16 protein-coding genes are annotated in these 20963 nt (G+C 51.5%); 7 read left to right on the forward strand and 9 right to left on the reverse strand.

Translation table 11 applies throughout. The annotated features are described in order from the left end of the window. Nucleotides 1–262 precede the first annotated feature (262 nt). A complete protein-coding gene (locus CCUR_RS04165) occupies nucleotides 263–1189 on the forward strand; it encodes a LysR family transcriptional regulator (RefSeq protein ID WP_012803230.1) in 927 nt (308 codons plus the stop codon). Between the two features lie 12 nt (nucleotides 1190–1201). On the opposite strand, the gene priA is transcribed toward CCUR_RS04165, so the two are convergent. Together priA and metK are read right to left on the reverse strand one after the other, a co-directional pair. Further along, nucleotides 1202–3562 carry a replication restart helicase PriA gene (gene priA / locus CCUR_RS04170; protein ID WP_012803231.1) on the reverse strand — a complete coding sequence of 787 codons (2361 nt, stop codon included), beginning with the start codon at nucleotides 3560–3562 and terminating at the stop codon, nucleotides 1202–1204. A gap of 34 nt (nucleotides 3563–3596) precedes the next feature. Then, nucleotides 3597–4865 (reverse strand): methionine adenosyltransferase, encoded by a 1269-nt coding sequence (metK, locus tag CCUR_RS04175; protein ID WP_012803232.1) that lies wholly within the window; start codon nucleotides 4863–4865, stop codon nucleotides 3597–3599. A 111-nt stretch (nucleotides 4866–4976) separates the two neighbouring features. Here metK and CCUR_RS04180 point away from each other — a divergent pair, with 111 nt between their 5' ends. From CCUR_RS04180 to CCUR_RS04195, 4 genes are read left to right on the forward strand one after another with little or no spacing between them, the layout of a single operon-like run. Continuing rightward, nucleotides 4977–6350 carry an ATP-grasp domain-containing protein gene (locus CCUR_RS04180; protein WP_012803233.1) on the forward strand — a complete coding sequence of 458 codons (1374 nt, stop codon included), beginning with the start codon at nucleotides 4977–4979 and terminating at the stop codon, nucleotides 6348–6350. A 31-nt stretch (nucleotides 6351–6381) separates the two neighbouring features. Next, nucleotides 6382–7356, forward strand: a complete 975-nt coding sequence (locus CCUR_RS07255) for a lipoprotein intramolecular transacylase Lit (RefSeq protein ID WP_012803234.1) — start codon at nucleotides 6382–6384, stop codon at nucleotides 7354–7356. 40 nt (nucleotides 7357–7396) lie between these two features. Beyond that, a complete protein-coding gene (gene gltX, locus CCUR_RS04190; RefSeq protein ID WP_012803235.1) occupies nucleotides 7397–8893 on the forward strand; it encodes a glutamate--tRNA ligase in 1497 nt (498 codons plus the stop codon). 9 nt (nucleotides 8894–8902) lie between these two features. After that, nucleotides 8903–10021, forward strand: coding sequence for a 4Fe-4S binding protein (locus CCUR_RS04195; RefSeq protein ID WP_012803236.1), 1119 nt, complete (start codon nucleotides 8903–8905; stop codon nucleotides 10019–10021). Here CCUR_RS04195 and mfd read toward each other — a convergent pair. After that, nucleotides 10018–13485, reverse strand: coding sequence for a transcription-repair coupling factor (mfd, locus tag CCUR_RS04200; RefSeq protein ID WP_012803237.1), 3468 nt, complete (start codon nucleotides 13483–13485; stop codon nucleotides 10018–10020). The genes CCUR_RS04195 and mfd overlap by 4 nt on opposite strands. Nucleotides 13486–13542: 57 nt before the next feature. Then, nucleotides 13543–13710, reverse strand: a complete 168-nt coding sequence (locus CCUR_RS07545; protein WP_012803238.1) for a hypothetical protein — start codon at nucleotides 13708–13710, stop codon at nucleotides 13543–13545. A 188-nt stretch (nucleotides 13711–13898) separates the two neighbouring features. Between CCUR_RS07545 and nth the strand changes: the two genes are divergently transcribed. Together nth and CCUR_RS04210 are read left to right on the forward strand one after the other, a co-directional pair. Beyond that, complete coding sequence (gene nth / locus CCUR_RS04205; protein WP_012803239.1) at nucleotides 13899–14567, forward strand: endonuclease III; 669 nt, start codon at nucleotides 13899–13901, stop codon at nucleotides 14565–14567. Nucleotides 14568–14642: 75 nt separating this feature from the next. Continuing rightward, on the forward strand, nucleotides 14643–15185 hold the full coding sequence (locus CCUR_RS04210; protein ID WP_012803240.1) for a glutathione peroxidase: 543 nt from the start codon (nucleotides 14643–14645) through the stop codon (nucleotides 15183–15185). Nucleotides 15186–15229: 44 nt separating this feature from the next. Here the strand turns inward: CCUR_RS04210 and CCUR_RS04215 are convergent, their stop codons facing one another. The 5 genes from CCUR_RS04215 to rbr all read right to left on the reverse strand — a co-directional run bounded on the left by CCUR_RS04215 (nucleotide 15230) and on the right by rbr (nucleotide 20695). Then, the gene (locus CCUR_RS04215; protein ID WP_012803241.1) at nucleotides 15230–15757 is read right to left on the reverse strand and encodes a hydrogenase maturation protease; all 528 of its coding nucleotides are present in this window, start codon (nucleotides 15755–15757) and stop codon (nucleotides 15230–15232) included. Between the two features lie 259 nt (nucleotides 15758–16016). Beyond that, complete coding sequence (locus CCUR_RS04220) at nucleotides 16017–16706, reverse strand: cytochrome b/b6 domain-containing protein (protein ID WP_012803242.1); 690 nt, start codon at nucleotides 16704–16706, stop codon at nucleotides 16017–16019. Nucleotide 16707: 1 nt separating this feature from the next. Beyond that, nucleotides 16708–18354, reverse strand: a complete 1647-nt coding sequence (locus CCUR_RS04225; RefSeq protein ID WP_012803243.1) for a nickel-dependent hydrogenase large subunit — start codon at nucleotides 18352–18354, stop codon at nucleotides 16708–16710. Further along, nucleotides 18355–19674, reverse strand: a complete 1320-nt coding sequence (locus tag CCUR_RS04230) for a hydrogenase small subunit (RefSeq protein ID WP_012803244.1) — start codon at nucleotides 19672–19674, stop codon at nucleotides 18355–18357. Between the two features lie 481 nt (nucleotides 19675–20155). Beyond that, a complete protein-coding gene (rbr, locus tag CCUR_RS04235; RefSeq protein ID WP_012803245.1) occupies nucleotides 20156–20695 on the reverse strand; it encodes a rubrerythrin in 540 nt (179 codons plus the stop codon). Between the last annotated feature and the right edge of the window lie 268 nt (nucleotides 20696–20963).

Raw genomic sequence — 20963 nt, forward strand, 5'->3', positions numbered from 1 at the left:
TTGGACACCTTGTTTACCAGGCACCTTGGATGCACCTTGAGCATTTAACTGCTTCATACCCCGCTAAGACAAGAGGTACAGGCATTCGTTGTTTTTGGAATCTGTTATCTATTCTACCGATATGTATCTGTTATACCAGTTGAGAGCTATTTATTTCTCTATTTATACCTTCATCTGCCACTTAATTACCCCTTGCATAGTGGAGCAATGATGTGTTTAATGCTTAATCATTCGGCAATTTATATATCCCAGAAAGATGCTTATGACTCTCCAACAACTACGCTATCTTATCGCCATTGCAGAATACGGTTCTATCAACGCCGCAGCGCACAACCTGTATGCCAGCCAGTCAAATCTTTCAACCGCAATCAAAGACCTTGAATCTGAATTCGGCATTGCCATCTTTCGTCGATCAAACCGAGGCGTCACGCTCACCAACGAAGGGACAGAGCTTCTTGCGTATGCACGACAGGTTATCGAACAGGCTGATATGCTTCACGCCCGCTATGCTCAGAGCACCGAACATCATGCGCGACTCGCAGTATCAACGCAGCATTATGCCTTTTCGGTCCAGGCCTTCATTGACACTGCCGAAACCTGCGACACCGCTGAATACGAATTTATCCTGCGTGAAACAGCAACAGCAGCAATTCTTGAGGATGTCAAAACGTTCCGCAGCGATATCGGCATCGTATTTACCGACAGCTTCAATAGTCGCGTCATGTGGAAAGCCTTCGATGACGCAGGACTAATGTTTTATCCGCTATTCGAAGCGAGCGCACATGTGTTTGTTGGCGCTCATCATCCCCTGGCCAATAAAGAAATCATCGAGCCTGAGGATCTTGAAGAATACCCCCGATACTCCTTCGAACAGGGAAACAATAATTCATTCTATTTTGCGGAAGAGCCCTTTGGACACCTGCCCCATAAGCGCAATATCCACGTGTCCGACCGCGGTACGCTGTCGAATCTCCTTGCCAATTTCAATGGCTTTACCATTACAACTGGCGTACTTTCAAGCGAAATGTACACGGGAATTGTATCGATCCCCTTGCACGCTAACGAAACCATGCGGGTCGGTTACGTGATGCACAAAGATCGGCGCCCCAGCCAGCTGCTCGATCGCTATATTAGCAACCTTAAACTCATCGTACAGCGCGATCCGTCGGTCACCTATCTCGCTGGATAAGGTACTGAAGATTTAGAGCATGCTTGCTGGATCGATATCAACCGCAACAGACAATTCATGCATTGCGCGCCGCGATCGAAACACCGGTGTAAGCACCCGCGCGATATCTGCAGTAGCTGGTGCTTTTACCGTAATGTGATAGCGCCACGAACCACGCAGGCGCGAAAGTACACACGGTGTTGGCGCCAGTATGGTCCAATCGCCTTGCGTATGTTCATCGATAGCATCTGTCATGCGACGATATAGCTCGCCTGCTTCACGCCGCACAGCAGCCTCGTCACGACCCCACACCAGCACATCGGCAAGACGAACAAATGGCGGATACCCCAGCGATTTTCGGCTTTCAAGTTCGTGGTTAAGCCATGACGTGCGATCATAGTGAGCTGCCGCCTGAATAGCGATTGACGTGGCACTATAAGTCTGCACGATAACGCGACCAGGCAACTGCGCGCGACCCGAACGACCTGCTACCTGTTCAATCAAATCGAATGTACGCTCAGCGCTGCGGAAATCGGGTAGGCGCAATTGCGTATCGGCGTTGATAACACCGACAAGCGTCACATCATCAAAGTCGAGTCCCTTGGCAATCATCTGAGTACCTAAAAGTACCGCAGCGTCGGCAGCAGCAAATTCCTCAAGCAGCTTTTGATGCGCCCCTTTGCGTGCGGTCGTATCGGCATCCATCCGCACGATATGCGCATCAACATCGGAAAAGCCGGCAAGTATGCTAGCAAGTTCAGCTTCAACCCGCTGCGTACCTGCCCCGAAGCGCTTGAGATAGGGGCTGCCACACTGCGGACAGACAGCGGGCGTTGTCATGTGAAAACCGCAGTGATGACACATGAGTACATTGCCCTTTTCATGAAAGGTCAACGAGGTTGAACAGCTAGGACACTGAGGTACAAAGCCACATGCGCGACACAGGACAAACTGCGCAAACCCACGTTGATTGAGCATGAGCACCGCTTTGTTCCCCGCTGTAAGTGTTTCGCGCAAAGCCTGCTGCAAACGATGCGAAAACATGGATCGACTTCCCGCAGAAAATTCGTGTGCCATGTCAACAACTTCAATAGAAGGCAGAGGCTTGCCATTGGCTCGTTCGGGCAGTTCAACGGCCGTCCAGGTAGGATCATGCTGAACGCGAAAGATCGCCTCAATAGAAGGGGTCGCCGACCCAAGCACCAGCGCTGCACCCCGCTCGCGCGCCATCCATGCCGCAACATCACGCGTCACGTAGCGTGGGGCACTATCCTGTTTGTAGGAAGCCTCATGTTCTTCATCGATAACAATAAGCCCCAAATCGGCAACAGGCGCAAACAGCGCGCTGCGTGCACCCACAATCACACGGGCTTCACCCGAACGGATGAAATCCCATTGATCGAAACGTTCTCCTGTCCCCATCCGTGAATGAAGCACGGCAACCATGTCGCCAAAGCGCCCGCGAAACCGCGCAACCGTTTGCGGAGTAAGCGATATTTCAGGAACAAGCACAATAGCACTACGACCCGATCGCACCACTTCTTCAATGGCACGCAAATAGACCTCGGTTTTGCCCGAACCCGTTACCCCATCGACAAGCACTACCTGCCCACTGTGCGCTTGAAAAGCCTTCGATATTGCAGCAACCGCACGTTGCTGACCCGGCGTTAGATGAGGCTTATGGGCCGCATCAAGAGTACACAATCCATAGTCGCAGCCAGATGTTGGTGTGTTTGAAACGCTTGTACCACGCATGCGTCGGCGAGAAAAAATTTCAATAACGCCCTTTGTTGCAAGCGATCGCAGTGTGGCAGAAACCGATCCATATTCAGCACGCAGATCAGCTACCCGCAGTTCACCAGCATCCAGTGCTGCAATAATAGCGCGCTGCTTGACTGCCTGCTTACGCGGGTGAAATTCACGCGCACCCACTGCTAAGCGCACCCAGCGATCGTCAACCTTACCAACCGACGCATCACGAAGATACCAGCCGTCGCGCCCGTGCACCATGCGCGGCACACCACCCGGCGGCGTAAAGAGACGTACGCAACTGGCAAGCGGTGCAATATAGTGCTGAGCAAGAAATTGGGCACAAGCGGCCGACTCGCGCGGAAAGAGCGAACGACCAAGCAGGCGCGTGATTGGTTTTACTTTATGAGAATCACACCCAAGGGCCTCTTCTACTGCCTCAGGTGCAAGCTCATCAAGCGACAGCATCTTCATCACGAAACCAACAGCAGATCGCCCCCCAAAGGGAACAAGGACTGGTGAACCTACTTCAATATCGCCCAAATCGGAATGCGCGGCATACACATACGAACCCTCAAGGGCTTGAGTGGGAATATCAAGCACAACCTGCGCGAATTTCATGCAGGACACTGTTGAAGCTTCCATGCGACAACCAACCACTTACTAGTCGGCTCGTATTCTATAATCCGCAGGCAGCGCGCAATTCGTCAACTTTGTCGGTACGCTCCCAAGTAAACTCGGGGAGTTCGCGGCCAAAATGACCGTACGCACTCGTCTTGCGGAATATCGGACGACGTAAGTCAAGCGCGTCAATAATTGCTGCCGGTCGCAGATCGAATACCGTATTAACTGCCCGTTCAATAGTGGATACCGGTACCGTGTTGGTTCCCTTTGTGTCCACATACACCGACAGAGGATTTGCCACCCCAATCGCATACGAAAGTTCGATCTCGCAAGCATCAGCAAGACCAGCTGCCACGATATTTTTTGCCACCCAGCGCGCTGCATATGCAGCAGAGCGATCAACCTTCGTGCAATCCTTGCCAGAAAACGCACCGCCACCATGTCGCCCGCGTCCACCGTAGGTATCAACAATAATCTTGCGGCCGGTAAGACCCGTGTCACCCATGGGACCCCCTACCACAAAGCGGCCCGTGGGGTTGACGAATATCTCAGCGCCATCCCAGGCAACCCCTTCAGCAGCAAAAACAGGTTCGATAACCCACTTGATAAGATCGGCTTTAATCTCAGCCGTTGTCTTTTCCGGTGCATGCTGCGTGGAGATAAGTACTTTTTCTACACGCACTGGCTTATCGTCTTCATAGCGCACTGAAACCTGCGTCTTCCCATCGGGACGCAGATATGGAAGCGTTGCATTCTTACGCACCGCTGTCAGCCGTTCGGCAAGACGATGAGCCAAATATATCGGCATTGGCATAAGCGTGCTTGTTTCGTTGCACGCATACCCAAACATGACGCCCTGATCGCCGGCACCGATGCGCTCATACGGGTCATCAGCATCTGCCTGTCCGTTTTGTACTTCATAGGATTCATCCACACCCGCAGCAATATCGGCTGATTGCGCATGAATGTAATTTGATACCGCACAGGTACGTGCGTTAAATCCAAAGTCATCGCTTGTATAGCCAATGTCTTCGACCACATCACGCACGATGCCTTCAACGTCAACATAGGCCTGTGTGCGCACTTCACCCATGACCGTAATAATGCCGGTCGTAGTAAATGTTTCCACGGCGGTACGTACAGCAGAAACATCCGCCGCTGATCCATCAGGTGCTACATATCCTACCTTGGCCAGCTCGGCTTCGCGCGTGAGGATGGCATCAAGGATGGCATCCGATATCTGATCGCACATTTTATCGGGATGACCCTCGGTCACAGATTCGCTGGTAAACAGGTACGAGGAATGTTCCTCACGATTCTCCATAGTGTTGCTCCTTCATAAAAGCACCCCTCTACCGTAGCGCAGCGGGGAAATGTTTCTTGGCAATGATACACTTTAATACCAGTGATAATTCCCTATTTCGGAGACGACGGTATGACTCAAAACGCAAATTACACACGCGAGTATTTGAACATTATTGATGCACTTGATGGCGATTTACCTGGTCGGCGGGCAGCGCATGCGTATATGGACAGTTCAACCGCTATCGTTCATGGAACGCATGTTGTTTCGTCGTACGTCCCGCGCCTCTTCGATCGAGAAACGTATGATGCCTTCAAGAACATCTCTGAAACAACGTATTCCATCTGCTGCAAGATCATGCAGCGCTACCTTGACGATGCCTCATATCGATCGATTTTCGATTATGATCCGCGCCTCGTTGATCTGATTCTTCTGCCGCGCGGCTACGACGCACTACTCCCCTTCATGCGCGCTGATATCTTCCTTAACGAAGATGACCTTTCCTTTGGTTTCTGTGAACTCAATGCCGATGGATCAAGTGGCATGAATGAAGATCGTGAACTCAATAATTCCTTCACCGCATCGCCCGCATTGGCCCGTTTTAAACAATCTCATCAGGTGCAATCAAGCAATTTATTTGACACCTGGGTCGATGAATTCATGCGTATTTATACTTCGTTTGACCATGCGATTGCCCATCCGCGCGTGGCAATTGTCGATATATTTGATAACGCTATCACCGAGGAATTTAAGGTCTTTTGCCAAACGTTTGCCCGTCACGGAGTGGATGCCTTCATGGTTGATGCACGCGAGCTTACCTACGATGGAACACACCTTCGCGATAAACAGGGCGCGCGCATTGATGCCATCTGGCGTCGAATCGTTACCAATGATGTTCTTGCGTATTGGGATGACGTGCAGCCACTTATTAATGCTGTGGCTGATGAAAACGTGGCGCTCATCGGCAGTTTTGCGGGACATATTGTCCACGACAAGCAGATATTCGATGCCATGCACCACCCATCAACCCAGGCATTTCTTACCACCGATGAAATCGCTCTTATTCAGGCTGGCGTTCCCCAAACTAAGTTCCTCGATGCAAGTCAGATTGACTTGAATGCCGTTATCGCCCAAAAAGACAAATGGATTATCAAGCCCACTGACAGCTATGGCGCACGCGATGTGTACGCGGGAAACATGTATTCATCCGAAGACTGGCAGGCCATTGTCAACCGTTTTGCCAACGGAGCAGCAGGTGCCCCCTTCTTGGTGCAGACCTATAACATGCCCTTTAAAACCGAGTTAATTCCACCCTGTTACGATATTTCGGCACGCGAAGATGACCAGGTTCCCCGCCAAACGACCTTCTACAACAATCTGAATGGCCTCTATGTATACAACGGAACATTTGCGGGTATCTTTAGTCGATTAGGACCCCAGCCGGTTATTAGCGAACCTTTAGGTGATCTCACCAGTGCCACTATGTGGGTTGACTGCAACCTCTAATGCCATCTCTCAGACCTGAAGGTAAACGTTGATGAAGACGTCCATACCGTCTCGTGATCCGTCTCGTGATACATGTCAGAACGCGCAGATAAAGAACCACCTGCCACAACCAGGTTTATCTATCGGTTGGACAGCCCTTGCGGGTATCGCTTCGCTGTTGCTTGCTAGTTCGCTTTTTGCCAGCGGTTTTATCGTCTGTACCCTGCGACCAGTAAGCGCACTGCTGGCAGACCACACCATTGATGCCCCTTCATCGCCGTATGATCACGATAGCTTGGTGGATATGGCGCTCGCCACGCGTGACTACACCCTTTCGCCACCCTGGGTGCCACTGGATACCACGTCAGAGGCGGGCGGTAAAGCCGAACAGGCACTTGCACGCATTATCATGGACCACGCACGCGCAAGTTCACAAGGAAACGATGTGCGCAGTCGCATTATTGCCGAGCGCATTCATGAAGCATATGAAGCCGTTGAAGAAAAGAGCATTTCATCTGGCGCAGCATCAACAGCAACAACGACGGCAACAACGATGGCAACCACCACTAACGACTGGGCATATGTATGTGTCTTGGGGGATTTGGATGCATCAGTAGCTCTTGATAGCGCATCATTGGCGCACTTAGCCGACTGCAACCGTTTAATCAATGCGGCACTTGGCTGGATTGCCGCATCTGCCGTTGGGACAATCGTTTGCCTCGTGACGCTACGCCATCATCGTCGCCTACTGGCGTGGGCATGTATGTGTGCACCCCTGCTTCTGATTGTCCTGCTTGCCCTGTGCGCACTTTGGGCTAGCATCGATTTCGTTGGTTTTTTCAGTGCCTTCCACCGGCTCTTCTTCCCCCAAGGCAATTGGGCATTTCCCGCTCAAAGCCTTCTTATCACCATGCTTCCCGAGGGATTTTGGATGGGCATGGCTATCCTCTGGTTGGCGGTAAGCGCACTGACCTGTATGATTTCACTAGTTGTGGGACGTCATCTTCTGACGACAAACGCACGCTAAAGTAGACGTGCCCTCCCATCTGGAACTGAGAAGGACTATCATGACCGATCATCGCGATGTACGCGTTCGTTTTGCCCCCTCTCCAACGGGCAAATTGCATATTGGCGGCGCTCGTACTGCCATCGATAACTGGGCATTTGCACGCTCACAAGGTGGCACATTTATTTTGCGCATCGAAGACACCGACCCCGAACGGTCTACGGAAGAAAATACGCAGATCATCCTGCGTGCGCTCCGATGGCTCGGACTTGATTGGGATGAAGGCCCGGAAGTAGGCGGCGCATACGGCCCCTACACGCAAACCGAACGGCTTGATACCTATCGTGAAGCCCTCGAAAAACTCAAAGCAGCCGGAAAGGTGTACCCGTGCTTTTGCACTAAAGAAGAACTCGACGCAAAGCGGCATGCCGCAGAGGTTTCCGGGGAAGCGTATGCGGGCTACGATCGCACCTGCCGCCATCTGAGTGCTGACGAGGCGCACAGGCGCATAGCGGCTGGCGAAGAGCATGTCTGGCGCTTGAAGGTGCCTGAAGATCACCCTGCTATCACCTTCGACGATGCTGTCTATGGACCGATGAGTTTTCCCCTTGAAGCAATGGATGACATGATCCTTGTGCGCAGCGACGGCACACCCACCTACAACTTTGCGGTGGTCTGCGACGACGCCAATATGCGCATCAGTCATGTTATTCGCGGAGACGACCACCTATCCAATACGCCGCGTCAAATATTGATCTACGAAGCGCTTGGTTATCCGATACCGTCTTTTGCGCATCTTCCTATGATCTTAGGAGCAGACGGCAAGAAGCTCTCAAAGCGCCATGGTGCCACCAGCGTTGAAGAATACCGCGATGCGGGAATTACCTCCGATGCGTTGGTGAACTTTTTAGCACTGCTTGGCTGGTCACTTGATGGGGAAACCACGATTATTCCCCGCGATGTGCTCTGTCGCGAATTTAGTCTTGAGCGCATTACGAAAAAAGATGCCATCTTTGACGAAACAAAACTCGAATGGATGAATGGACAATACATTCAACACATGGGGGCACAAGCTTGGGTTGATGCCGCGCGCCCCTGGCTCGTAGCTGCTGGTGCTGATGAGGCGCTTATCGACACAAATCGTGATTGGTTTGAACGCATCTATCCGCTTATTGCCGAACGCCTGACGCGACTCTCTGACATTCCCGAAAAGCTTTCGTATCTTTTCTGGGGACCAGCCGTTCACCTCGATGAAAAGAGTGTGCAGAAGGTTCTGTTAAAAGAAGGTGCCCGTGCCGACGAAGCACTCCAGGCAACGCGTGCAGTCCTAGCAGATGAGGCCATCCCATGGACGTATGAGACGCTTCAAAATACCTGTCGGGCTCTCTGTGAACCACTCGATATAAAGCCAAAGTTTTTATTCCAACCGCTGCGTGTTGCTGTCTGTGGGAATATGGTTTCACCACCTTTGTTTGAAAGTATCGAGCTGCTCAAGCGCGCCGATATACTTGCCCGTATCGACACAACGCTCGCAGAGGTTTTCGAAAGCAAACAGTAGGACACGCGCATGGCAGATAAAACAGCAAAGCCGCGCGCTAAAGTAGTTGTTGTGCAGGAGTACTGCACCCATGCCGCTGGATCAGACTGTCTGCGTTGTACGCATATATGCCCTCATGACGCCATTGATCTACCCGAGCTGCCGGGCGTACCGCACGTCGATATAGACCGCTGCAACGGCTGTGGTGTCTGCTTTGGTATCTGTGACACCTTTGCTTCAACCCATCTTACTATGGCGGATCTGCATGCGCGCATTCGCAGAATTGCCACGTCAGGTCGACGAGCGTACCTGACCTGTCGCGAGAATATTTTCCCGGAGCTTAACATCGACACGAATGTCGTTGTGCTCCCCTGCCTATCTATGGTCCCTCCCGAACTATGGACGCTCCTTTTAGCCGAAAACATACGCGTGTCGGTGGCCTGCGATCTCAAATACTGTGAAGATTGCCAACGCGCGGGAGATATCGGCGGCACGCTCTTTCCGCGCGCTATCGAAATGGCTGAAGAACGCACGGGCGGTAGCGTGAAATTTTCATACCGCATTCCTGAAAAGCAAAAGCTTATCGACAAGTATGCCAAAAGCACCCAAGCGACTGATCGCCGAGGAGCATTTACCGATTTAGCTGCCGATTTTGGCGAGATTGCCAGCGGAAAACGGCGACTGCGCAACAGCCAGGTATTAGCCGATTACTACGCCAAAAAAGAACGACAGAGGGCGATTGCACGACTCAATCTTGTCGACGAAGAAGCCTTCCCAACACTGACCCCCGAAGGTTTTATACGGCACCTGATGATGCCCCGGCGCAAGATGCTTCTTGAAGCAATAAGCCGCCAAGAAGATATAGCCGACAACATAGAGATTGCCCTTTCCGTTACGGATACAACGCTCTGCCGTGGATCGGGCGAATGTGTCCGTCTCTGCCCCACTGGAGCGCGCAGGTTTGCGCAGGACGATAGCGATAGTAGTTCTGATGGTACTGGTAATGCTGATGGTGATGGCACCCCTGTCGTTGATGCAACACTTTGTATTGGCTGCGGCATCTGTGTTGATAGCTGCCCTGAAGCGGCAGTGTCACTTGTGCCCGTTACCGGTCGCGTGTGGCTTGAAGGCATCGAGCAGTCGGATTAATTGGCACGTAACGTAGCTATAAAGGCATCGATCGCTTCAATAAGCGGATGTTCGTCGTCATATGAAAAGTAGGTCAGAGGTATCTGCAGTTTTTTTGACTGCACAATATACCGCCCACGAGCACGGCGAATGTCTGTCCCCAGCGATGCGGGCGGCTGTGCAATCGGCTCAATATTGAGTTTACCTGCCACGATACTGACCGCTGTTACCCCCATCTGATGCGCGCGTGCCTTAATGCGTGCTTTCGCAAAGAAATTCTGCGCCGCACGTGGTGCTGCTCCATAACGCGCGCAAAGCTCGTCGGCAATCCCATCGACTACCTCTGGTGTATCAGCTGAAGCGACCCGTCGATAAGCGAGCACACGCGCATCGGCATCGGGCACGTATTCTTCAGGAATATAGGTATGATCAGGTACGTTAACGGTGATATCCGAAAGAGCTGGCGGAAGGTCATGAAGCGTATCGGCACGCCCCTCACGTGTCGCCCGCACAGCTTCGGTGAGCATCTGCGCAAACAAATCGAAACCCACGGCGCTCATGTTGCCACTCTGCTCAGCTCCCAACATGCTGCCAGCACCGCGAATTTCAAGGTCGCGCATGGCGACTTTCATCCCGCTGCCTAGTTCTTGGTATTCACCCACAGCTTCAAGGCGCGCCGTCGCTTCTTCAGTTAACGGAACATTTTCGGGGAACATAAAGTAGGCGTACGCTTGCAATGAACTGCGACCAACACGTCCTTTTAACTGGTACATCTGTGCCAATCCAAGGCGCTGTGAATCCTCAATAATAAGCGTATTCGTGTGGGGATTATCGATGCCACTTTCAATAATGGTTGTCGCAACAAGCACATCGATTTCGCCCGCCGCAAATTCTTCCATAACCTGTTCGAGCTGTTCTTTACTCATCTGACCATGCGCAACACCAATGCGCGCTTCGCCCGCTGCCTGACCAACGCGCGCTACCGCATCATCAATAGTACGCACCCGGTTTGACACGTAGTACACCTGGCCGTTGCGCGCTAATTCTCGCCGAATCGCATCGGACACCACATCAGGATCCCATTCACCCACATGCACCTTAATCGGCTTGCGATCGTCGGGGGGTGTCATAATCAAGCTCATATCACGCACGCCCGATAGGGACATCTGCATCGTTCGTGGTATCGGTGTGGCAGACAAGGTCAGTACATCGATCGACTCGCGCAGGTTCTTCAATTGTTCTTTATGCCCTACCCCGAAGCGTTGCTCTTCGTCGATGATAACAAGCCCCAGATCGTGCGGGTTTACATCACGCGAGAGCAGGCGATGGGTACCCACCAGCACATCAACAGTGCCCTGCGCAAAACCAGAAAGCGCCGCAGCTTGTTCAGACGAAAAGCGAAATCGACTGAGCACTTCCACCGTAACGCCATACTCTTCAAAGCGGTCTTTAAATGTTGTGTAATGCTGCTGCGCCAAGATAGTTGTCGGACACAGCACCATAACCTGCTTGCCATCCTGTGTCGCCTTAAAAGCGGCTCGAAGCGCCACTTCGGTTTTCCCAAATCCGACATCACCGCAAATAAGTCGATCCATCGGTCGAGCCGAGCGCATATCTGCTTTCACATCGGCGATTGCCGCCAGCTGATCGGGGGTTTCCTGATACGGAAAATCTTCTTCCATCTGCCGCATCCAGGGTGTGTCGGCAGAATACTGAAACCCTGAAACAGCCGACCGGCGCGTATACACATCTACCAGGTCGAACGCAAGCTTCTTGCTTGCCTTACGCGCGCACCCCATGGCACGCGACCAGTCGCTTGTATTCAAGCGTGTCAAGCGCGGAGAAGATCCTTCAGGACCAACGTAACGCGTTACCCGATCAAGCTGCTCAACCGGCACATAAAGCTTGTCGCCTTCGGCATATTCCAACAGTAGATAATCACGCAGCGACCCGCCCACTTCTTGACGTACAACATCGCGGAAAAACGCGATACCATGAGCGGCATGAACCACATAATCACCTGGATTAAAGGGGAACGTAATCTCGGTGATATCCACCCGTCGATGATGACGAATAGCCGTAGCCCCTTGCGTGTCAGACAGGCTTATCAGCGCAATTTTTGCCTTTGGAATAATCAAACCGAGCGGAATATCTGCTTCCACCACGTTGACGACCCCCCGACGCAGACGCGCAGGAACGGTATCTGCATCAGCATTCGCAAGGTCGACAATCGACAAACCCCGCTCCACAAAAGCAAGCTTCATGTCCTCACGGGCACGATATGAAGGAGCACTAAACACAACGGTAAAATCCGCTTGAGTTAAACTGATCAACCGTCCAAAAAGTTTTTCGGGATCTCCCGCTACTTCCGTACGCTTTACGGGTATTTCAGCATCAACCGAAGAAGCTACGCGCATAATCGACTGGTAGGTGCAACGCTGGTTTTTTCCAAAATCAAGTTTCGCTGGTGGACAAATAAGATCCTCAACAAACCTGGTGTGTTCAACAGGAAGAGAAGACAGTGCTTCAGCAGCATGGAGAGCGTCATCAATTAACGACCGCGGTTCCACTAACACACTCAATGCATCGGAAGGAAGAAAATCCCCCAATGTTGCCAGGTGCGCATACAAATACGGAAGCAGGGCATCAGCCGCTTCGTTGTATACACCCCCCTCAAGCGCTTCAAGCGACTCACGCAAAACTGGATCGGTGGTATCAGGATCAAAAAGAATCCGGCGTGCTCGATCAAGGGCGGCACGATCAGGCATGTACTCGCGTAAGGGATATATATCCACTTTGTCGATGCGAGCAATCGTCTGTCCCGTAGCTGGCACAATGCGTCGTATTTCGTCGACTTCATCACCGAAAAAGTCGATGCGCACGGGATAGGAAAGATTACCGGGCCAGACATCTATCGTGCCTCCGCCCACACAAAAGGTTCCTGGCCCCGAAAGCTCACCAGTGTTGAGATAACCACAGGCCACGAGCTCTTCTGTAGCGGCTTCAAACGACGCGATCGTTCGCTCACCCGATCCACTTTGCACATCCATACCTGCCGTAAAAGTCAACGGAAGATAAAAACGGCTCCGCACTGGACCCATCAGGCGCATCAGCGCACGAGAACTCGCAACGACAATGCATTCTCGGCTTTCAACAAGCGCATGAAGTGCTTGCAAGCGGCACGCTACCGCATGAACATCAACGGGTGTTGATGCCGTGGGATAGTCCTTTCGCTCAAAAAAACGCAGGACCCGATTGTCACCTACATAGGCAGAAAGCGTGCGGGCAAAATCTGCGGCGCTTTCTTCACCAGCGACAATGACCAATGTTGGCTGCGGTGTACGCGCAAAGCGAGCTGCAGTAAAAAATGGACGCGCCGAAGCAGCAAGCCCCATTGTCGCATCTGCACCGCTATCGAGCTTACCCCAGAAGGTATGCACGTCTTTGCAGGCATTAAGAGGATATGTGAGGGCATCTATCAACATTGCCTGTTACATTCCTTTCTTATTTACTCTCGTCTGCGCAAGCGAAAACAGAGTTTCTTAACGTCCGCTCAGCCACACGTGAAGCCACTCAGCAAAGACCACCACCGTAGTCGCAAAAGCCCAGACAACAATAGCAATCTGCAGTGGCCAAACCGCACAATAGCCACCCATTGCAGAAAAGGCCAGCAAAAGCAATCCGCTGTAATACAGGGCTTCAAACAGCACGCGCAGCGCAAGCCCACAATACCGCTAGCGGCCCAAACACGAAAAGCCGCATAGCGCGGCGATACGTGTTTTAAAGCGCGCCTATTGTATCAAGTGCGGCAACAACTCTGCGACAAGACAGCCAGCATGCACGTGCGCTCCACGAAAGACAGGTATGATCGTTTTCAAAGCACGATGAAGGAGCATTTATGCCACGGGAAACAATGGCAGCAAAACGTGAACGCGCAGCTGAAATAGAAAAGCGTATGTTTGACCACTACGGTGCGGGTGCCTGCTCGCTTGATTACGAATGCGATCCCTTTCGGTTGCTTGTTGCTGTTGTGCTCTCTGCTCAATGTACCGATGCTGCTGTCAATAAAGTTACCCCGTCGCTTTTTGCAGCATACCCTACCCCAGCAGCTCTTGCTCAGGCAAACGTCACTGATGTTGCAACTATCATCCATTCACTCGGCTTTTTTCGAGCAAAAGCAACGCATCTTGTACATCTCTCACAAGTTCTTATGACTGATTTCGGTGGTGAAGTACCCAACGATATTGACGCATTGCAGACGCTACCCGGTGTAGGTCGCAAGACGGCCAACGTTGTTATGTGTGAAGCATTTAAAAACCCACAAGGCATCGCCGTAGACACCCATGTGTTCCGCATTGCGCATAAGTTAAAATTTGCTGGTCCATCAGCTGATACGCCCGCAAAAACTGAAGCAGCACTGCTGAAGACATACCCACAAAAAGATTGGCTCTACATCAATCATCAGTGGGTTCATTTTGGCCGTGAATTCTGTATCGCCCGGCGACCGCGCTGCGCCGACTGCTTTATTGCCGATCTTTGCCCCAGTGCAAGCAAGGATGTTCTGTGAACTAATTGAACTATATTAGATTGTGTGCAATTATTCTATCAACGAACGAGAAGCTTAAAAAGAAAGGATGACGTCATGCGCGTCTATGATTACACCGCAACCAACCTTGATGGCAGCGAAGCACCCCTGAGTGCGTATAAGGGGGATGTTCTTCTAGTGGTTAACACTGCGACCGGGTGTGGATTTACCCCGCAATACGAAGACCTCGAGAAAATATATGCAAACCATCGCACAAAAGGGTTTGAAATCCTCGACTTTCCATGCAACCAGTTCCGCGAGCAAGCACCTGGCAGCGATGAAGAGATCCATCAATTCTGTACGATGAAATTTGGAACGGAATTTCCCCAGTTCAAAAAGATCGATGTCAATGGCGAGAACGCCTTTCCGCTCTTCAAGGAAATGGCGACTGAAAAGCCCTTTGTTGGCTTTGGTCGTGGCCCAAAGGCACTCATGATGAACCAGGTGGCTAAGTCGGTTGACAAAGAATTTGGTGATGCCGCCTACATCAAGTGGAACTTCACCAAATTCCTGTTCGATCGCGAAGGTAACCTTATCGAGCGCTTCGAGCCCACTGCCAAGATGGAAGATGTTGAAGCAGCCATTGAAAAGCTGCTCTAAAAAGCAAGCGCGAGAACACTGCTAACAAGCAAATTGTTTCCTGATCAGCCCATTAAATGATGATATCCGACAGCGACGCGCTCCCCCGTCGCTGCCAAGCACACCTCAACACCAGCAGCCACCAGTTCTGCTAGCACCGCATCGACAAGATCAGGTAATTTAGCAGCTATGGCAGGGGTAAGCCCTATGGTCAAGTCGATCGGGTTGGCATTTTCTATCTGCATGCCTAAGCATACTCCCTGGGCGTGATATCCAAGAAGCGCTGCGGCATCGAATAAGTCGCTTAAGCGCAAATCATGCAACGATTGGCTCCCAAAGCCACGACGCGCCGCGTCATCAGGCGAAAAACGCAATATGGTTCCTGGCGCTTCCCCGGTTCCTTCAAGCGCATCAACCGTGATAATGAAGTCATAGGTGGCAACTTTATTCACCAAATCAAGGCTCATGCAGCCAACATCGAAGAGATCCACCGCTCCCGCAAAGTCGTAAGCTTGTAGCTCTTCATAGACAGCTGGACCAAGCCCGTCATCGAGCATGAGCTTATTGCCCACGCAAAACACGGCAATACGCATGGAACCCCTTTCATTTAGAAGACCAGAATACCGCATAAGCAAAGGACCTAACCTCGGAAAACCGAAGTTAGGTCCTTATCGCTTTCGGAGTTGAACCTTCGCTTTTGCCTTACTAGTACAGGTAACGCTCATTCATTTTGCAGCACTGCAGGAGCGATTCAGCTTGCTAATACCACAACAATATCGTCCTGCCATCCGGTACGAGTGATTCGCTTTACCAGATCAGTAGGTTGCGTATCCTGGCAGATCACGAAAAGTCTTACCGTACGTTGTAGTCTTCTCCCGCTACATCATGGGTATGGATGTCGTAGGTCATACCGCCATGCTGCTTACGTGCAAACATAAGGGCAAGCAGGTGCTTTCCGCCTTCGATAACCGACATGTACACATGGATCATCGTGAACAGGATGAACACGAACATCATGATGTAATGGATAATACGCATACTCATGATGCCGCCCACAAGGTCGGTACCTGCCTGGAAAAACGGCAGCGACGAGGTGGGTACCCACAGGCAAAATCCCGTATAAGCCATTAAGATAATCAGAAACGGAATAGCGCCATAGGCAATTTTCTGCAATGGATTGAATTTGCCTGAGAGCGGATGGTCCTTCTTGATGAACAGGTAGAACTTTACCCATTCGATAAGCTGATGACGATTATCCGGTTGCGGAATCCATGAGCGGATATCTTTCTGCATCTGACGCGTACCTTCGGCGGGTGCTGATTCCACTACAAATGCAAGCACAATACGCACAATGCAGTTTACCAACAGTACGATACCGCAGAAGATATGCACGCCGCGACAAATGCCCATATTGGCAGGTGCATACGGAAAATGAATCATGAAACCCGTCAGAATCAGCAATGCCATGCAGGATAGGTTCACATAATGAGTGATCACCAGAGGCAGTGGATGTGCCTCGCGGTAATGGGCTAGATGAGCCATGTTACCTCACTCCCCAAGGATTCGTGACCGTCTGGAACTTCTTACCGGTTGCCGGCTCCGTAATATGCACCGAGCACGCTGTACATGGATCAAAACTATGAACGGTGCGCAGGGCATTGATAGGCTTCTCGAGATCGGTAACGGGTACACCAATAAGCGCCTGTTCAAGTGGACCATGTTCACCATGTCCATTAATTGGCGCAAGGTTCCACGTACTTGGAATAATAATCTGGTAGTCGGTAATCTTGCCGTCCTTGACCTTTTCGGTGTGATACAGAGCACCACGCGGTGCCTCCCAGAAAGCAGATCCTTCACCAGTTGTGCGAGTCGGTGGACGGAAGTACTCAGTGTCGCCACCTTTGATAGCTTCAATAAGCTCGCGGACCCAATCTTTCATAAGGCCAGCAATATAGAGCGTTTCGATCTGGCGAACGCCCGTGCGGCCCATCGTAGACGGCACAATGTCGATACGGCCCGGTGCACCCAATGCTTCAAGCAGAGCGTCAACATGCTCGACAATAAACGGCACGCCGCGCTTGTAGGCAACAAGCATACGAGACATCGACGTGGCTTCCATGGCTTTACCGTTGTAGGTAGGAGCCTTAACCCAGCTATAGCGATCAGCAACGTCATACGAGGTAAATTCGGCCTTTGTTTCGCCTTCGCGCGGATTCAAGTCGGACGAGCCCTCGTACCAGGAATGGCCAACATATTCGCTAATGGCGTCCTCGTTGACCTCTTCGAGTGCGAATCCATCGTTTAAGACACCGGCGGGCAGATAGCGCTTCGTCATATCGAAGCTCGTATCGTCAAATACGCCCCATGCGATATAGCGACCACAACCACGGCCAAATTCGAATGCATCAGCATAGTACGGTGCAATAGCCAGGGTGTCGGGAAGCATCGTCGCTTCAACCCAATCATATAGTTCGTTGACCAGCGCCCACAGATCGTCAAGCTTTTCTTCGGTCGGCACAAACATGGTGCCACCGACGGTGCTTGTCATAATGTGAGGCATTTTGCCGCCGAGCAAACCAGCAATCTCGCTCGCCTTCGCCTGCATGCGCAACGCTTCAAGATAATGAGCCGTACAAATAAGATCGAGCTCTGGCGTCAGTTGGTAGCCATCGTTATTTTCAGCATCAAACCAGTTGCCACTGAAAATAGACAGCTGCTTATTGGCGGCAAACGTCTGCAGTTTTTTCTTCACTGCGCCGAGATCACTCATGGTCGATGTGCCCGCTGCCTGAGCAAGATCGTACGCATCAGCAACATTTGCCGTCAGCGCGTTGAGCGGGTTCACATAATCCAGCGCCGCCAGGTTATAGAACCAGAGAATATTGCTATGCATGAACTGCGCTGCTTCAACCAGGTTGCGGATGATGCGTGCGTTGTTTGAAATAGTGATGCCATAGGCTTTCTCGCCAGCAATAGAAGCAGAATGTGCATGCGAAACCGGGCAGACACCACAGATGCGCTGCACAATCATGGCAGCATCTTCGGGTGTGCGGTCGCGCACCACCAATTCCATGCCGCGGAAGCAGCCACCGGATACCCACGCGTCAGTAACCATGCCGTCGTTGACTTCCATCTCGACGCGCAGATGACCCTCGATACGGGTGATCGGATCGATTACGGTACGTGCCATTTACTCGCTGCCCCCCTTCTTACTGAGCTTTTCTTTGATGACCTGCAGATCGTCAGCCTGCTTCTTTTCGAAATCGGCAGCAGATACGGTCTCGGTGGTCCCGTCAGACTTAATGATTACCTTATCTTCAACGTAATCGCCCACCGACCGATCGGGGTGCTTAGCATCCCAGGCACGCTTTTCTTCAAAGCGGAACTTGCCTTTCATGCGACCTGAGGCCTTAATGCCAAAGCCATGAACGGCAATGCCAGCAGCAACGATAGCTGTTAAGCCCAAGCAAACCGCTTCGGTCTGGAACGTCCAATCGCCAATACGCAGATCGCGATGGCGCTTCATAAAGGGCGTATTGACCTCAACCCAGTTATGACCAGGATCCATGGGTGCCGCTTCGCAGCAACCAATACACGGAGCACCCGCTTCAACACACCAGCTGCGTCGGTTGTTGTAGCGCACGATACCGCAGTTGGCCTTTGTCTGAGGGCCACGACAACCCATGGCATAGAGGCAATAGTTTTTGGCTTCTTCTTCCGAGCCAAACTGATAGACAAACTCGCCGTTCTCAAAGTGTCCGCGACGCTCACAGTTGTCGTGAATAGTTTCGTCGAAGATAAGAGCCGGTTTGTTTTCATAATCAAGCGCCGGCAGCTTATTCATCATGACGACATCGACAAGAACCGCTACCAGCCATTCCGGATTTGCGGGACAACCAGGTATGTTCACAACCGGAACGTTGATACCAGATTCCTTGAGGAACTTTTCAACGCCTACTGCACCAGCTGAATTGGGGTTAGCTCCCATCCATCCGCCGTTAACAGCGCACGAACCAAGGGCAACAACCGCATTAGCCGACGGGGCTGCCTCAAGCAGATGTTCGGTACCGGGCTTGCCCGCCACGCGCAGTGCTTCACCGCCCCACTTTTCGAGTACCGCACCCTCGTAAATGAGAATGTAATTACCGGCCTCGATGGTCTGCTCTTTAGCTTCTTCCATGGAATAGCCCGCAGCAGCTGAAAGGGTCTCGCTGTAATTCAGTGAGATCATTTCGAGAACAATAGTTGCTGGATCAGGGGTTTCAACCTGTGCAAAAGCTTCGGTACAACCCGTGCATGAAGCGCCCTCTATCCAGATAACCGGATAAAGCTTTCCTTCTTTTGCGCCGATGACAGATTTCTCGAGAGCATCGGCTACCTGGGGTATCGTCAGCTGACTTGCACCAGCCGCAGCGACCACAGCCCCACAGAGCTTCAGGAAACTGCGACGCGAAACTCCACGCGCTTCGAGCAGTGCCTCAAAACCCGTCTGGGTGGCCTCTCTTTCCATGTGCGCACCTCCTTGGTGTCTTCTCCTGCCTGCATGGAAAACGGTAGCGCCTTGTGCATATGTTTCGCGCTGTCTCCCGGTCGATAGATACCCACACGCAACAAACGGTACCAAAATGTTACTTATACGTTAAAAAGTAACACTCATAGAACTGCATGCTCATGTGTTTACGACCCTGAAGCACAGCGCTCTCGTCTGCCTTGAGCGCTCGTATGGTTAGTATAAGCCTTGTTGTTACTTCCGTATCACAGGGATCGGGGAAAACCCGCAGATTCGATTATTTGAGCGCATTTATTGTCAGTTAAGACTATGGAGACCCTAAAAAGTCAAACAAATCGACCCCTAAAATCCACCCCTAGGCATAAAAAGGGATGTCAACCTGCGTTGACATCCCTTTATCAGACACACTTTTGTCCTTTGCCTCACCTTTGCCGCAGAACGCTTAAATAACGTCTACTGCAAAGAATAGGTAGATTTGATCCTAGAAGTTTTCGGCGCGAATCTCAAAGAATGACTGAGGATGGTTGCATACGGGGCAAACCTTCGGAGCTTCTTTGCCGATGTGGATATGACCACAGTTGTTGCACTTCCAGACAACGACATCGCCGCGCTTGAATACTTCACCAGCGTTAATGCGATCGATCAGCTTGCGATAGCGAGCCTCATGTTCTTTTTCGATAGCACCTACGCCATCAAACAGCTCAGCGAGGTTGTTGAAGCCCTCTTCGCGTGCTGTTTTAGCGAAGTCGGCATACATGTCGTCCCACTCGTAGTATTCACCGGCAGCTGCGTCAGCAAGGTTGGTCAGAGTATCAGGGATGCTACCGTCATGCAGTGCCTTAAACCACAGCTTGGCATGTTCTTTTTCGTTCTGTGAAGTCTCCAAAAAGATATTCTGGATTTGCACATAGCCATCTTTCTTGGCCTGGCTCGCATAGTACTGATACTTCGTATGTGCCTGTGATTCGCCTGCAAAAGCGGTCTGCAGGTTCTTTTCAGTCTGACTGCCCTTTAGTTCCATCGGGATGCCCCTTTCGTCTGCTTGCTTCTCGATGAGGCGATTATAACGCGGACTGATTCCTAATAAGAGTCTGTCACATAATCTTGAAAAGGAAGGGAAGCCTTACTAGAAAGTACCAGTTACCAGTATTTATTTAGCCTCTTCGTAATTTGTTTAAAGCCGTCCCCCTTCGCAAAGAGATTGTGTATCCTTGCGGCTATTCCACTGGTAGTATTCCACTGGTAAGCAATAAACCTATCACGGAGTGTCCGCAGGAATACCAGGCACT

The sequence above is a fragment of the Cryptobacterium curtum DSM 15641 genome, from assembly GCF_000023845.1.
GTDB lineage: Bacteria > Actinomycetota > Coriobacteriia > Coriobacteriales > Eggerthellaceae > Cryptobacterium > Cryptobacterium curtum.

Coding starts and splice junctions, on each gene's coding strand:
- CCUR_RS04180 (WP_012803233.1), top strand. CDS start 4,977: ATGACTCAAAACGCAAATTACACACGCGAGTATTTGAACATTATTGAT.
- metK (WP_012803232.1), bottom strand. CDS start 4,865: ATGGAGAATCGTGAGGAACATTCCTCGTACCTGTTTACCAGCGAATCT.
- CCUR_RS04220 (WP_012803242.1), bottom strand. CDS start 16,706: ATGGCTCATCTAGCCCATTACCGCGAGGCACATCCACTGCCTCTGGTG.
- CCUR_RS07255 (WP_012803234.1), top strand. CDS start 6,382: ATGAAGACGTCCATACCGTCTCGTGATCCGTCTCGTGATACATGTCAG.
- priA (WP_012803231.1), bottom strand. CDS start 3,562: ATGGAAGCTTCAACAGTGTCCTGCATGAAATTCGCGCAGGTTGTGCTT.
- CCUR_RS04195 (WP_012803236.1), top strand. CDS start 8,903: ATGGCAGATAAAACAGCAAAGCCGCGCGCTAAAGTAGTTGTTGTGCAG.
- CCUR_RS04215 (WP_012803241.1), bottom strand. CDS start 15,757: ATGCGTATTGCCGTGTTTTGCGTGGGCAATAAGCTCATGCTCGATGAC.
- CCUR_RS04165 (WP_012803230.1), top strand. CDS start 263: ATGACTCTCCAACAACTACGCTATCTTATCGCCATTGCAGAATACGGT.
- CCUR_RS04230 (WP_012803244.1), bottom strand. CDS start 19,674: ATGGAAAGAGAGGCCACCCAGACGGGTTTTGAGGCACTGCTCGAAGCG.
- mfd (WP_012803237.1), bottom strand. CDS start 13,485: ATGTTGATAGATGCCCTCACATATCCTCTTAATGCCTGCAAAGACGTG.
- CCUR_RS04225 (WP_012803243.1), bottom strand. CDS start 18,354: ATGGCACGTACCGTAATCGATCCGATCACCCGTATCGAGGGTCATCTG.
- nth (WP_012803239.1), top strand. CDS start 13,899: ATGCCACGGGAAACAATGGCAGCAAAACGTGAACGCGCAGCTGAAATA.
- gltX (WP_012803235.1), top strand. CDS start 7,397: ATGACCGATCATCGCGATGTACGCGTTCGTTTTGCCCCCTCTCCAACG.
- CCUR_RS04210 (WP_012803240.1), top strand. CDS start 14,643: ATGCGCGTCTATGATTACACCGCAACCAACCTTGATGGCAGCGAAGCA.
- rbr (WP_012803245.1), bottom strand. CDS start 20,695: ATGGAACTAAAGGGCAGTCAGACTGAAAAGAACCTGCAGACCGCTTTT.